Raw genomic sequence first — 15262 nt, forward strand, 5'->3', positions numbered from 1 at the left:
CGGCGCTCTCGGGCGACTTCTGGACAGGCCCGGTGTTGCCGGGCGACATTCGGACACACTCGGCATTGCCGGGCAGCTTTTGGACGCACTCGGCGTTCTCGGGCGCAATTTGGACACTCCAGGCGTTCTCGGGCGCAATTTGGACACTCCAGGCGTTCTCGGGCGAAATATCGCCATAACACAGCGCTGGAGTGGCAGATTATTGCCCGAAAACGCAGCGAGCGTCCGAATGTCGCCCGAAAACGAAAATGAATCGCCGGAACACGGCTCCGTCGAACCACGTGTCAAATGGGGAATCAACGAATGGAATATCGAGTCGGGGGCCATATCGGGAACCGCCCCGGGCCAAACCGGGCCCGTTCCGCACCAAATCGGGGACCGTCCCCTTGACAAAAGGCCCGCCTCCGAAGAGACGGGCCTTGTGCGAACGTTTCGCTACGGCCTATGCCGCACGGGAAGTCTAGTCCTCCGTGCTGTTGTGGCCGTTCGGATCCTCGGGCGAGTCGCCGTCATCGGTATCCACGAGCTTGTTGAGCAGAGCCTCCAGCGAGGGCATATCCTCGTTGATGATGCCCGAGCCTGCGGTGTCGGCAGAAGAGCTCTCCGCCGGAGCACCGATCATCTCCTCATCGTCCTCGTAGTGGCGCGGCGCGCTCGTGCCGAGCAGGATGTCGTCCGGACCATCCGGCGAGAACACCATCTGGAGCAGCTGGGAGAGGTCCTCTTCGTCGGCCACGTCCTCGTTGTTCTCGAGGATGTAGAGCAGGTTGTGCTCCTCGAGACCGTCGCGCAGCTCCTCGATCGCCTTGGCACCAATGCCGTCGATGCGAAGCAGGTCCTCCTCGCTCTTGCCCATGAGGTCGCCCACGGTCTCGATGCCCACCTCGCTGAACTTGTTGGTCCAGCGCTGCGAGACGCCGAGGTCGTCGAAGAGGTACAGGCGCGCATCCTCGGCCGAAATCGTACGGCCGTTGCGGGTGAAGGAGCCGTCGGCGCTGCCGAACTCGTCGTAGCCGGCGTAGCTCGTCTCCTGCGGCACCTGCTCGTCGAGCTCCTTGAGCTCGGCGGGAGCCCAATCCGGAAGGCTGCGCGCGGTCGGCAGGGTGGGGCCGTCCACATCCACATAGCCCTCGGGGGTGCGATAGGTCAGCGTCGCGTTGGCATACGGCTTGAGACCGGTGCCCGCGGGGATCTTCTTGCCCACGATGACGTTGGACTTGAGGTCCATGAGGTGGTCGACCTTGCCCTCGATAGCGGCCTCGGTGAGCACGCCCGCAGTGCGGATGAACGACGCGCTGGAGAGCCAGGAATCGATGGACGAAGCAACCTTCAGCGTACCGAGGATGACCGGCTCAGCCGAGGGCGCGGTGCCGCCCAGGCGGGCGACGCGCTCGACCTCATCGGCAAACTCATAGCGGTCGACGTACTGACCGAGCAGGTACTTGGAATCGCCGGGGTTGGTGATCTGAACGCGGCGCAGCATCTGGCGCGCGAGCACCTCGATGTGTTTGTCGTTCAGGTCGACGCCCTGCGAGCTGTAGACGTCCTTCACCGAGTGCACGAAGGTGTGCATGGTGGTCTCGATGTCCGTGAGCTTGCGGAGGTTGCGGAAGTTCACGAAGCCGCGGGTGATCAGGTCGCCGGCGCGCACCTCGCAAGTCTCGCCGTCGCGGAACCCGGGGCTCAGGTGCGCGGAGGACGGGATGTGGATCTCGTCGAGCACACGGGTCGGGTCGTCCATGTCGGTGATGGTGGCCACGTAGCCGCTCTCGTCGGTTCCGATGGTGACCATACCAGAGTGCGGCGCGAGCACGGCCTCGGCACCGAGGATCTTCTCGTTCACGTTGCCGACGATGTCGAACATACGCGAAACAGTCGGCAGACCCTGGGTGATGTCCTCGACGCCCGCGACGCCGCCGGAGTGAATGGTACGCATCGTGAGCTGCGTGCCGGGCTCGCCGATCGACTGGGCGGCGATGATGCCCACCGCGGTACCGATGGCAACCGGGCGACGGGTGGAAAGGTCCCAACCGTAGCACTTCTGGCACACGCCGTGCTTGGAACGGCAGGTGAGGAGCGCCCTCAGCTTCACCTTGGTGAGGCCGGCGTCGATCATCTTCTTGAGATCGGCCTCGCGCTCGATGTACTCGTCCTTGTGGAAGAGCACGGTGCCGTCCGCTGCAACGACGTCCTCGATGAAGCAGCGGCCCACGAGGTCGGCGTTGATGTCGCCGGACTCGAGAATGAGGTCGTAGGTCACGCCCTCGGTCGTGCCGCAGTCCTCCTCGCGCACGATGACGTCCTGGCCCACGTCGACCAGACGGCGCGTGAGGTAACCGGAGTCGGAGGTGTGCGAAGCGGTGTCGACGAGGCCCTTACGAGCGCCGTAGGTCGAGATGAAGTACTCGAGCGGCAGCAGGCCCTCGCGGAAGTTCGCCTTAATGGGAAGGTCGATCGTCTCACCGGACATGTCGGCCATGAGGCCGCGCATGCCGCCGAGCTGACGCAGCTGGGTCTTGGAACCACGGGCGCCGGAGTCGGCCATCATGTAGAGCGGGTTCTCCTCGTCGAACATGTCGAGCATGAGCGCGGAGACCTTGTCGGTGGCGTCGGTCCACACCTGGACCACCTCGTTGTGGCGCTCGCGGCTCGTGATAAGGCCGTTCTCGAAGTTCTCGTTGATCTGGTCGGCCTTCGCCTGGGTCTCGGCCAGGATCTCGGGCTTCTCATCGGGGATGAGCGCGTCCCACAGCGAGATGGTGAGGCCGGAGCGGGTGGCGTAGTGGAAGCCGGTGTACTTGATGTTGTCGAGCATTTCGGCAACCTCGGCCTGCGGATAGCGGTCGCAGCACTCGGCCACGAGCTTCTTCACGTCGCCCGAGCCCATTTTGTAGTTGACGTACTCGTAGTCGCGCGGCAGGCACTGGCGGTTGTAGATGATGCGGCCGATCGTGGTCTCGAAGCGAGCGGTCTTGTTGCCCGTCACGTCGAGCTCCAGCACGTCGCCGCCGCCGTTGTTCACGCGGAACAGGCGGGTGCCGTCCTCGTTCTCGACGTTGGCGTCCTCGCCGGCCACGCGCACCTGAATCTTGGCCTGAAGGTCGATCTCGGTGCGGGCGTCGTAGGCGTTCATGGCGTCATCGAAGCTCGCGAACACGTGGCCCTCGCCCGCCAGACCATCGCGGGCCTGGGTGAGGTAGTACACGCCGATGATCATGTCCTGGCGCGGGGTGTTCACGGGCTTGCCGGACGCCGGCGAGCGCAGGTTGTTGGAGCTGAGCATGAGCACGCGGGCCTCGGCCTGCGCCTGCTGCGAGAGCGGCACGTGCACCGACATCTGGTCGCCGTCGAAGTCCGCGTTGAAGGGCTCGCAGACGAGCGGGTGAAGGTGGATGGCCTTGCCCTCAACGAGCACGGGCTCGAACGCCTGGATGGAGAGACGGTGCAGGGTAGGTGCACGGTTGAGCAGCACCAGGCGACCGTCGATGACCTCTTCCAGGATGTCCCAGACGAAGCTCGCGTTGCGCTCGATGGCGCGCTTGGCGCCCTTGATGTTCTCGACCTTGCCAAGCTCCACGAGGCGCTTCATGACGAAGGGCTTGAAGAGCTCGAGGGCCATGGTCTTGGGCAGGCCGCACTGGTGCAGCTTGAGCTTGGGGTCGGTAACGATAACCGAACGGCCGGAGTAGTCCACGCGCTTACCGAGCAGGTTCTGGCGGAAGCGACCCTGCTTGCCCTTGAGGGCCTCGGCGAGCGACTTGAGCGGACGACCGCCGCGGCCGGACACCGGGCGCCCACGACGACCGTTGTCGAAGAGCGCGTCCACGGCCTCCTGCAGCATGCGCTTCTCGTTGTTCACGATGATCGCAGGGGCGTCGAGGTCCAAGAGGCGCTTCAGGCGGTTGTTACGGTTGATCACGCGACGATAGAGGTCGTTCAGGTCGGACGCGGCGAAGCGGCCGCCGTCGAGCTGGACCATCGGGCGCAGATCGGGCGGGATCACGGGGATCACGTCGAGAATCATGTTGGCGGGGTCGTTGCCGCCCTTCAGGAAGGCGTCCACGACCTCAAGGCGCTTCACGGCCTTCTCGCGCTTCTGCTTCTGGCCGTCCTCGTCGGCGATGATGGCCTTCAGGGTCTCGGCCTCCTGCTTGAGGTTAATCTGCGAGAGCAGGTCGCGAATGGCCTCGGCGCCCATGTCGCCGGAGAAATACATGCTGTAGTAGCGCTTCATCTCGCGGAAGAGCGGCTCATCGGAGATGAGATCGCGTTCGGAGAGCTTCATGAAGGCCTCGAAGGCGTCCGTGCGGAGCTGCTTCTCGTCCTTCGTCTCCTCCTCGATATCGATGATACCGGCGGCGATCTCTTCCTCGGTCAGGGGCTCCTCGTCGCTGAACTCATCGAAGTTCTCGGGGTTGCCCTGGGCCTTCAGGCTCTCGATCTGGCGGGTGCACTCGGCATCGAGCTCCTCCAGGTCGGCGGCGAGCTCTTCGCGCAGGTCGTCGGCATCGGCCTCACGAGCCTCATAATCCACGTGCGTGATGATGTAGCTCGCGAAGTAGAGCACCTTCTCGAGGTCCTTGGACTTGATGTCCAGAAGACGGCTCATGGGGAAGCTGGTGGGGCTCTTGAAGAACCAGATGTGGCTCACGGGAGCCGCCAGCTCGATGTGGCCCATGCGCTCGCGGCGCACCTTGGAGGTGGTCACCTCGACGCCGCAGCGCTCGCAGACGATGCCCTTGAAACGGATGCCCTTGTACTTGCCGCAGGAGCACTCCCAGTCCTTGGAAGGTCCGAAGATCTTCTCGCAGAACAGGCCGTCCTTCTCCGGCTTCAAGGTGCGGTAGTTGATGGTCTCGGGCTTCTTGACCTCGCCCTTGGACCAAGAGCGAATCTGGTCGGCGCTGGCCAGCGAGATCTTTACCGCGTCAAAATCAGTAGCTTCGAAATCTGCCACAGTCAACTACTCCTTATCTGTGGTCGTGGCGGCGAGGTCGGGAAGCGAGACCTCGGCGGCATCGGCGATCAGATCGTCGTCACCGAGCACGGCCTCGTCGGCGAGGGGGTCGACGGGCAGGGCCTCATCGGCCTTATCCGCGACCTGCGCCTTCGCAGCAGGCTCCGCCTCATGCAGCGGCTCGATGTCGAGCGCGAGCGAGCGAATCTCCTTGACGAGCACCTTGAACGACTCGGGGATGCCGGCCGTGGGGATGTTCTCGCCCTTGACGATGGACTCGTAGGCCTTCACGCGGCCCACGGTATCGTCGGACTTAACGGTGAGGATCTCCTGCAGCACGTTGGAGGCGCCGTACGCGTAGAGCGCCCAGACCTCCATCTCGCCGAAGCGCTGGCCGCCGAACTGAGCCTTGCCGCCCAGCGGCTGCTGGGTCACGAGGCTGTAGGGGCCCGTCGAGCGCGCATGGATCTTGTCGTCGACCATGTGGCCGAGCTTCAGGATGTAGGAGGTACCAACCGTGATGGGCTCGCGGAACTCCTCGCCGGAGCGGCCGTCGTAAAGCGTGGTCTTGCCGCGCTCGTCGAGCTGGGTCACGAACTTGGGGTCCATGTGCTCGCCATAGCGCTCGGTGGCAAGGTTGAGCATGTTCTTGTTGGCACGGCGGATGACCTCGGCGATCTCGTCCTCCTTGGCGCCGTCGAAGACGGGCGTCGAGACGAAGAACGGGCCGGGCACGTACTTGTCGGAATCGGCGTCGTCCACATCCCAGCCGGCGGCAGCAGCCCAACCGAGGTGGCACTCGAGGAGCTGGCCCACGTTCATACGCGAAGGCACGCCGAGCGGGTTCAGGATGACGTCCACCGGGGTGCCGTCGGCCATGTAGGGCATGTCCTCGACCGGCAGGATCTCGGAGATAACACCCTTGTTGCCGTGGCGACCGGCGATCTTGTCGCCCTGCTGGATCTTGCGGCGCTGGGCAACGTAGACGCGCACCTGCTCGTTCACGCCGGGTGCAAGGTCGTCGCCGTTCTCGCGGCTGAAGCGCACCACGTCGATGACGCGGCCATAGGCGCCGTGCGGCATCTTGAGCGAGGTGTCGCGCACGTCGTGTGCCTTGGCGCCGAAGATGGCCTTGAGCAGGCGCTCCTCGGCGGTCTGGGTGCTCTCGCCCTTCGGGGTGACCTTACCCACCAGGATGTCGCCCGGGCCCACCTCGGCGCCGATGCGGATGATGCCGTCATCGTCGAGGTTCGCGAGCATGTCCTCGGAGAGGTTCGGCACCTCGCGGGTGATCTCCTCGGGGCCGAGCTTGGTATCGCGCGCGTCGATCTCGTGACGCGAGATGTTGATGGTGGTGAGCAGGTCCTCGGCCACCACGCGCTCGGACACCACGATGGCGTCCTCGTAGTTGTAGCCTTCCCAGCTCATGTAGGCCACGGTCAGGTTCTGGCCGAGCGCGAGCTCGCCGTGATCGGTCGAGGGGCCGTCGGCGATGGGCTCACCGGCGGCAACCGTATCGCCCACGCGCACGAGCGGGCGGTGGTTGATGCAGGTCGACTGGTTGGAGCGCTGGTACTTGGGCAGGCGGTACTCCTCCAGGCCCGCGGAGGTCTTGATGGTGATCTTCGCGGCGTCGGCGAACACGACCTCGCCGTCGTGCTTGGCAAGCGTGACCTCGCCCGAGTCGAGCGCGGCGCGGCGCTCCATGCCCGTGCCCACGTACGGGGCGGCCGGGTGGATGAGCGGCACGGCCTGGCGCTGCATGTTCGCACCCATGAGGGTACGCTTGGCGTCGTCGTGCTCGAGGAACGGAATGAGGGTGGCGGCGACCGAGATCATCTGGCGAGGCGAGACGTCCATGTAGTCGACTTCCTCGACCAGAACGTCTGCGGGGGCACCGAACTTGCCGTCGTAGTCGCGCGTACGGGCCACGATGGTGTGCGGGCGCACGATGTTGCCGTCGATGTCGGTGGTCACGAACTCGTTGGTCTTGGGGTCGACCGGGGTGTTCGCCGGCGCGATGATGTGGTCTTCCTCTTCGTCGGCCGTCATCCAGTCGATGATATCGGTGACCTTGCCGTTTTCCACGCGACGGTACGGAGCCTCGATGAAGCCGTACTCATTCACGCGAGCATAGAGCGCGAGGCGGCCGATGAGGCCGATGTTGGGGCCTTCGGGCGTCTCGATGGGGCACATGCGGGAGTAGTGCGAATTGTGAACGTCGCGCACGGCCGTGGGGACGTTCGTGCGGCGGCTGGAACCCGACTTGTGGCCGGCGAGGCCACCGGGGCCGAGCGCGGAAAGCGTGCGCTTATGAGAAAGGCCGGTAAGCGGGTTCGCCTGGTCCATGAACTGGGAAAGCTGCGAGGAGCCGAAGAACTCCTTGATGGCGGCCACGATGGGGCGGATGTTGATGAGGCTCTGCGGGGTGATCTCGTCGATATCCTGAGAGCTCATGCGCTCGCGCACCACGCGCTCCATACGGCTCATGCCGATGCGGAACTGGTTGGCAACGAGCTCGCCCACGGTGCGCACGCGACGGTTGCCGAAGTGGTCGATGTCATCGGTGTAGAAGCCGTCCTCCCCCGCGGCGAGCGCGAGGAGGTAACGGAGCGTGGCAACGATGTCCTCGTCGGTGAGGATCTTGACCTCTTCCTCGGTAGCGAGGCCGAGCTTCTTGTTCACCTTGTAGCGGCCCACGCGCGCCAGGTCGTAGCGCTGCGGGTTGAAGAGCAGGCCCTCGAGGAGGCTGCGGGAGGCATCCACGGTGGGGGGCTCGCCCGGACGCAGACGACGATAGATCTCGATGAGGGCGTCCTCGCGGGTAAGCGCGGTGTCGCGTTCGATGGAGCGCTTGACCACGTCGGAGTTGCCCAAGAGCTCGAGAATCTCGTCGTTGGTGGTCGCGATGCCGAGCGCGCGCAGGAACATCGTGGCAGACTGCTTGCGCTTGCGGTCGATGGACACCATGAGCTGGTCGTGCTTATCGACCTCGAACTCAAGCCAGGCACCACGGGCCGGGATGACCTGCGCCTTGAAGATGTCCTTGGGGGTCGTCTTGCCGTTGGCGTCCGTGACCACGCCGTCCTGCTCGCTCGAGAAGTACACGCCCGGCGAACGGACGAGCTGGCTCACGACGATGCGCTCCGTGCCGTTGATGATGAAGGTGCCCTGATCGGTCATCATGGGGAAGTCGCCCATGAAGACGAGCTGCTCCTTGATCTCGCCCGTCTCCTTGTTGGTGAGACGAACCTCGGTGAGGAGCGGCGCCTGGTAGGTCATGTCCTTGGCGCGGCACTCGTCTTCCGTGTGGGGAGCATCACCGAACTGGTGATGACCGAAGGTGACCTCCAGCACGTGGTTCTGGCTCTGGATGGGGCTCGACTCCCTGAACGCTTCGCGGAGACCCTCATCCATGAAGCGCTGGAAGGATTCCTTCTGCACGGAGATGAGGTTGGGAAGCTCCATGGAGGGCGCGATCTTGCCAAAGTTGACGCGAGCGCGCTCCGTCGGTGTTGCCTGCGGAATTAATGTTGCCACCAGGTTGTTCCTCCTTCTTGAAAAGGCGGGTTTGTTGGCCTCATGGGCGGCATGGCCGGAAGCGCTCGCGGGGCATGCGCGCCCGCTTTGAGCGGCATAGCCGCCCTCTCACGCTTTCCGGACCCAATCCACCTGATGGGGCCAGTTTCGCAACCTATAAGTTTACCAATCACCTACCGTTTAGCAAGATTTTCCTTGACGCAGGCACTGTTTTGGAGTAGCAAAAAACTTCACTATTAAATCCGCAGGTTGTTGCTGGTGTATCGAACATTTGTTCATGAGTTTTGTGTGAGACGATGTGCCCAACGCGAACAGGACACCGCCCAGCGGCATGCGAACGGCGTGCGAACTCTTATGTCCGATGCAGCCAGAAGCGCACGCGGACTCCAGAATCCGAGGCTACGTGCGAAACACCGGCACGGCCCACAGCATGAGAAGCAACACCGCGCTGGCCACGCGATACCATCGTTGACGACTCATCTCCATTCCATCTGCCACGCGTTGCCCCCCTCACGCGTCGCCGCGTACTGATTCCCCTGCATCCGTCGGCGCAACTCGAGCGGGCCGAGTACCGCCATCACCTTCGAAACTCGTGCGCTCGGAGATAATGTATCGCGGCCGCGCCTTGGCCTCGAGATAGGTCTTGCCTACATATTCCCCGATGACACCGAGACAAATCAGCTGCACACCGCCCAACAGGCAGATCACGCTGATCGTACTTGCCCAACCGGATACAGCCCATCCAAGCAACGCATTCGCCACCGCCCATACGATACCTAAGAAGCTAGCGATAGAAATGACAATGCCCAATGCCATGACCAGGCGAATCGGCTTGATGGAAAGGCTTGTCACGCCGTCAAGCGCAAGCCCCATCATTTTCACCAAAGGATAGCGAGACCTTCCGGCGATGCGCTTCGAACGCTCGTAAACGACTTCGCAGCTTTTAAATCCCACGAGAGGGACCATTCCCCGTAGATAGATGTTCACCTCGTGAAAACCCGATAGCTCCTTCATCACCGGAGCCGAAAGCAAGCGATAGTCCGCGTGATTGTATACCACCTCGGCACCGAGCCATCCAAGCAGTCGATAGAATGCTTGAGCGGTTGTGCGCTTGAGCCACGTATCGGTCTTGCGGCTACCGCGCACCCCGTACACGACATCAAAGCCCTCTTGGTAGCGCGAAATCATCTCATCCATCGCATCGATATCGTCTTGCCCATCGCAATCAATGGAGATGGAAGCGTCACAACGATCCTTCACCTCCATAAGGCCGGCGAGCACGGCATTCTGATGACCGCGATTCCTGCTCTGGCGAATGCCACGCACGCGCGAGTTATGCCGAGCAAGCGCGCAGATGATATCCCATGTCGAATCTTCCGACCCGTCATCAACGAGCATAAGAAAGCTATCCTCAGCCACATGATTTTCATGCATGAGCCGGTTAAGTTTTGCAAGGAACCGGGGGAGCATGAGCGGAAGCGTCTCTTCCTCGTTGAAGCAGGGAATCACTATGGCCAGCGTCGGCTCTGTCCGCATGAGCACCCCCATGATGCCTGTCTCGTGCAATCTGGCCTGTCGGCGCATTCGAGTATACCGCGCCTTCACATTGGGAAAGTTTCCACCAAAAAAGAAACGGGCACCTGAGATACATCCCAGGTGTCCGCACATTCAACGCGTTCGCGCAATGTCAGCGCGTCAACAAGGCGGGGCAGCGCCGCACAAACTCAGTAGCCCGGCAGCACCGCATGCCGACGCCGACGCAAGTTGGCGCGGTGGCACAGCCCAACCGAGACCTACCGTGTGAGGCCGCCACGCACCTCGATGGCATCCCAGAACTCGTCACGGAAACGCGGGTCGGAAGCGGCCATGAGCGCGTTCGTCGCCATCCAGCCGGACGGGGTGCCCGTATCGTAGCCGCTGAGCGGGTCGATGACCACCGCATACATGGCCTCGCGATCGAGCGAGCGCGCCATGGCATCGGTGAGCTGGACCTCTCCGCCCGCACCGGGAGCCTGATCGGCGAGCAGGTCCATCACGAGGGGCGAGAGCAGGTAGCGGCCAACGATGTAAAGGTTCGAGGGGGCATCGGCGGGATCGGGCTTCTCAACGAGGCCCGAGATGCGCCACACGGCACCGGGCTCGCAGTCGGCAACGTCCTCCGCGCCGGCAAGCGATCCCGCGCGCTCGCCCGCGATCACGCCATAGCGCGAGACCTCCTCCGGAGCGCAAGCCGCAACAGCGATAACGCTCGCGCCGCCATGGGCGCGGCTGACCTCGAGCATCTTGTCGCAGATGTCGCGCGCCGGCACCACGTAGTCGCCGAGGAGCACAAGGAAGCTCTCCCCTGCCACGGCATCGGCCGCAGAGCGGATGGCATGGCCGAGGCCGTTCGGCTTGTACTGGAAACGGAAGTCTACGGGAAGACCGCCCGCCTCGGCAACGGCATCGGCATAGGCGGTCTTGCCGCGAGAGCGGAGAAGCTGCTCAAGGGCCGTATCAGGCTGGAAGTAGCTCAGGAGCTCCGGCTTGTTGGGGCTCGTCACGATGATGGCGTCCGTAACCTCCTCGGGTTCGAGCGCCTCCTCCACCACGTACTGGATGACCGGCTTGTCAAGCACGGGAAGCATTTCCTTGGGCGTGCACTTGGTCGACGGCAGGAAGCGGGTGCCCAGGCCCGCGGCGGGGATGATGGCCTTCACTGATGCATTCCTTTCAACGTGCCCGGTTCGGGCGACATCGCCGGCATGCGGCGTGAGATAACTTCGCACAGCATAGTAACGCGACACATGAAAAGCGCGGAAAATCTCAAGCAAATTCCAAGGCTCCCCCTCATATGTCTACCGCGAACGGTCGCCCTCCGCGTGTGAATGGATGCCCGTGGAGCTATCGAGGCCCGCGCTGCCCTGATCGCCCACCACACGGCGCAATTGAGGTCCCGGTTCCTGTCGTTTTCCGCCCAACAAATAGCAAGATGAAGGACCTCGATTTGCGAAACGAAGCGAAGCCTTAAAACAAGAAGGTGAGCGCAAAAAAACGGGGTCCGAGACGAATCTCGAACCCCGTAGTGCAACACATGGGCTGCAGCCGATCATGCGGCATGTCCGAGCAGGCGCTTCGCCTGCCCAAACTTACTTGAGGGAGACGGCAGCGCCGGCGGCCTCGAGCTTCTCCTTGGCAGCGTCGGCGTCCTCCTTCTTGACACCCTCGAGCACGGCCTTCGGAGCGTTCTCGACGACCTCCTTGGCCTCCTTGAGGCCAAGGCTGGTGAGCTCGCGGACGACCTTGATGACCTGGATCTTGTTGTCGCCGAAGCCCTCGAGCACGACGTCAAACTCGGTCTTCTCCTCCTCGGCGGGGGCGGCGGCAGCGGGGCCGGCCACAACGGCGGCGGGGGCGGCGGCGGAGACGCCGAAGGTCTCCTCGATGGCCTTGACGAGCTCGGAAGCCTCGAGCAGGGTCATTTCCTTAAGAGCCTCGATGATCTCTTCGTTGGTAAGCTTAGCCATGGTAAGCAATCCTTTCGGTTACCACGCCCAACGCTGGGCGCGGAGCTGAAACTTCACGTGGCGCGCGAGCGCGCCGGGGTGCGTGGCCAGGCCACGCGCGGCTGCTAGGCAGCCTTCTGCTCGGAGATCTGCTGGACGGTACGGGCGAGACCGCTCGACACGCCGTTGACGCAGACCGCGATGTCGCGAGCGAAGCCGTTGATGAGGCCGGCGATCTGGCCAAGGAGCTGATCCTTGGTGGGCAGGTCGGCCATGGCCTTGGCGTCCTCCGCGGTAATAGCCTTACCCTCGGAGATACCGCCCTTCACCTCGATGACACCCTTGGCCTTCAGGGCGAAGTCCTTGAGCACCTTCGCAGAGCTCACCGGCTCCTCCTTGTAGAAGACGTAAGCCAGCGGGCCGGCGAGGATATCGTCGATCTCGGGCTGCTCCTGGTTCTTGAGGGCGAGGCGGACGAGGTTGTTCTTGTAAACCTTCATCTCCGCACCGGCCTCGCGAAGCGCGTGGCGCAGCTCCTGAGCCTGCTTCACGGTGAGACCGTTGTAGGACATCACGTACAGGCCAGCGCTGGCCTCCACGCGCTCCTCGATCTCGGCGACTTTGTCGATCTTGTACTGCTGTGGCATTCGTTACACCTCCTCGTTGCTTTTCCGGGCACGGGCCGCCGAAGACTGTGGCGGGGATGCCTCGGAAATGAAGCGCAGAAACCAGGTTTCCGCGTTTCAAAAAGAAACCCCCGCGCTGCGTGAGCGACGGGGGCGAGAAGACATGCAAAGTTGAGCTATCTGCTCGACCACCTCGGCTGGCGGGTTTCCCCATTGAGCCTTGGGTGTGCACCGAAGTGCTCCCCGCGGCACCGGCTGTCTCTGGCAGCGGGTCCGTGCGTGAACCGGGTGTTAGTATGCCGCGTTGCCGAACGCGCGTCAACCGACAAGCGGCGCCGGCGCAGGAAATGTGCACATTTTTTTCCTCGTTGATGGCTTTCTACGCTCCATTCGGACGATGCGCAAGCCGTATTGCTTTGCTTGCAGGCCAAGTTTGGCTAAAAATGTCGATTTATGGCAATCCGCGCGTGCGTCGAGAGGGCGTCGCGGTCTTCATGGAACCCTCTTGGCAGATCGGAGGCGCATGTTCTACCTGCTAACCGTCTCGCAGCCCCACAAATAGTGCTGTGGGGCGAGTCCGTCCCGTCCAGCTTCGCTTCTTCCATCGCCAGAAATCGACATTTTTAGCCAAAATATGCTTTCGACACAGCATTTTGGCTTTGCCGGACGATTCTAGCCGCACACATCTGTCCGCGAGCGATGCCGAATGCCCCTCCAACCGGAGGAAACAATGCCAAGCAAACCGTTGCAGACCGCGCACCACGCCCAATGACCTCGTTCTGCACTTGCGGTACCATACCGGACAAAACTCGTTGAAAGGAACGCCGTGTCCAGCCGTACCTCCTCCGTCACGCGCCGCACGCTGCACTACTTTTGGGGCGTCACGCGTATCCAGCTCCCCATGTTCGTCCTCGATGTCGCCGTGACGCTTGGCTATGTGTTCTTCCTCACCTTTGCAAGCCCGCTCATCGTGGGCCAAATCGTAGACATGGTAGGCGCAGGCGGCGTGGGGCCGGACGAGGTCCTAACTGCTTTCGGGCCATACATCCTGGCGCTCATCGGCGTGAACATCGCCGGCCAGGTTTGCAGCAAGCTGCAGGACTACGCCTGCGCCAAGCTTGAAATCCGCGCAGGTTACGAGCTGGGGCGCCTGGCCTTCGACACCCTCTCCAACCAATCGATGACCTTTCATACCAACCGCTTCGGCGGCTCGCTGGTAAGCTCCACGCAGAAATTCATATCCGCATACAGCCTGCTCATGGACAATTTCACCTACTCGGCGCTACCCACCGCAGCGACCGCGGTGCTCACCATATGCATGCTTGCGCCACTTGCCCCCGCCTATGTTGTGGTGCTCCTCGTGGTGCTCATCGCATACGTGGCCATCGTATTCAAGCTGTACCGCAAGATTCTCCCCATCAATGCAGCAGCCTCCGCTGCACAGAACCGCCTTTCCGGCGAGCTCTCGGACTCCATCACTAATATATTGGCGGTGAAGACAGCCGGACGCGAGGCATACGAGCAGAGCATCTTCGAGCAGGCCAACCAAGAGGTCAAGGCCGCCGACAGTCAGCGCATGCGTCGCACGGTGAAAACCGGCGCGGTCACGAGTTCGCTCATCGTGCTCATGATGGGGCTTGTCGCGGTGTTCATCGCCGGCGGCAATGCGTGGTTCGGCATCAGCGCGGGCACGCTCGTCATGATGTTCACGTATACCAATTCGCTCACGGGGCGCTTCAACATGCTTTCCCAGATGTTTCAGCAGATCAACCGCTCGTTCGGCGAGGCGCACGATCTCACGGTGGCGCTCGACGAGCCGCGTCTCGTGGCAGACGAACCCGGCGCGCCTGAGCTCGCCGTACCGGAAGGCGCCATCGATTTCAGCGACATCGATTTCCATTATGCCGATGCCAGCGCCGACGACGCCGTGTTCCGCGGTTTCAGCCTGCACATCCCCGCGGGACAGCGCGTGGGTCTGGTGGGTCGCAGCGGCTCCGGTAAGACCACGCTTACCACGTTGCTGCTTCGCCTGGCAGATCTCTCGGGTGGCAGCATACGGATAGACGGGCAGGACATCGCCCACGTGAGCCAAGTAAGCTTGCGCCAGCATATCGCCTACGTGCCGCAGGAACCGCTCCTGTTTCACCGCACCGTGCGCGAGAACATCGCCTACGGCCGGCCCGATGCCTCGGAGGAGGAGATTATGCAGGCGGCGCGCGAGGCCAACGCGCTCGAGTTCATCGAGAAGCTGCCGCGCGGACTCGACACGCAGGTGGGCGAGCGCGGGGTGAAGCTCTCGGGCGGGCAGCGCCAGCGCATCGCCATCGCGCGCGCTATCCTCATGGACGCACCGATCCTCGTGCTCGACGAGGCAACGAGCGCGCTTGACTCCGAGAGCGAGAAGCTCATCCAGGATGCGCTCGAAAACCTCATGCGCGGCCGCACATCGCTCGTGATCGCCCACCGGCTCTCCACCGTAGCCGCGCTCGATCGCATCGTGGTGATTCGCGACGGCGAGATCGTGGAGGACGGCCGCCATGCCGACCTGGTACACGCTTGCGGCGAGTATGCGCAGCTGTGGAGCCGACAGTCGGGCGCGTTCCTGGGGAGCGAATAGGGCTCGATCGCGGTGCGCGGGATGGTGCTTGAGCACA

At 63.0% G+C, this 15262-nt stretch carries 7 protein-coding genes; 1 reads left to right on the top strand and 6 read right to left on the bottom strand.

Annotated elements, in window-relative coordinates; all coding sequences use genetic code 11:
- Positions 1 to 460 precede the first annotated feature (460 nt).
- The 6 genes from GJE22_RS08960 to rplJ all read right to left on the bottom strand — a co-directional run bounded on the left by GJE22_RS08960 (position 461) and on the right by rplJ (position 12629).
- The gene (locus GJE22_RS08960) at positions 461 to 4957 is read right to left on the bottom strand and encodes a DNA-directed RNA polymerase subunit beta' (protein ID WP_186297396.1); all 4497 of its coding nucleotides are present in this window, start codon (positions 4955 to 4957) and stop codon (positions 461 to 463) included.
- A 6-nt stretch (positions 4958 to 4963) separates the two neighbouring features.
- Positions 4964 to 8500 carry a DNA-directed RNA polymerase subunit beta gene (rpoB, locus tag GJE22_RS08965; RefSeq protein ID WP_144687975.1) on the bottom strand — a complete coding sequence of 1179 codons (3537 nt, stop codon included), beginning with the start codon at positions 8498 to 8500 and terminating at the stop codon, positions 4964 to 4966.
- Between the two features lie 507 nt (positions 8501 to 9007).
- Positions 9008 to 10165, bottom strand: a complete 1158-nt coding sequence (locus GJE22_RS08970) for a glycosyltransferase family 2 protein (protein WP_235895786.1) — start codon at positions 10163 to 10165, stop codon at positions 9008 to 9010.
- Between the two features lie 125 nt (positions 10166 to 10290).
- Positions 10291 to 11196 (bottom strand): UTP--glucose-1-phosphate uridylyltransferase, encoded by a 906-nt coding sequence (locus GJE22_RS08975; RefSeq protein ID WP_144687976.1) that lies wholly within the window; start codon positions 11194 to 11196, stop codon positions 10291 to 10293.
- 429 nt (positions 11197 to 11625) lie between these two features.
- Positions 11626 to 12003, bottom strand: a complete 378-nt coding sequence (gene rplL / locus GJE22_RS08980) for a 50S ribosomal protein L7/L12 (protein WP_019127868.1) — start codon at positions 12001 to 12003, stop codon at positions 11626 to 11628.
- Positions 12004 to 12107: 104 nt separating this feature from the next.
- Complete coding sequence (gene rplJ, locus GJE22_RS08985) at positions 12108 to 12629, bottom strand: 50S ribosomal protein L10 (RefSeq protein ID WP_087186741.1); 522 nt, start codon at positions 12627 to 12629, stop codon at positions 12108 to 12110.
- 805 nt (positions 12630 to 13434) lie between these two features.
- Between rplJ and GJE22_RS08990 the strand changes: the two genes are divergently transcribed.
- Positions 13435 to 15225, top strand: a complete 1791-nt coding sequence (locus GJE22_RS08990; RefSeq protein ID WP_144687977.1) for an ABC transporter ATP-binding protein — start codon at positions 13435 to 13437, stop codon at positions 15223 to 15225.
- Positions 15226 to 15262: the final 37 nt, after the last annotated feature.

Origin of the sequence: Enorma shizhengliae, from assembly GCF_009676995.1 — a bacterium.
Taxonomy (GTDB): domain Bacteria; phylum Actinomycetota; class Coriobacteriia; order Coriobacteriales; family Coriobacteriaceae; genus Enorma; species Enorma massiliensis.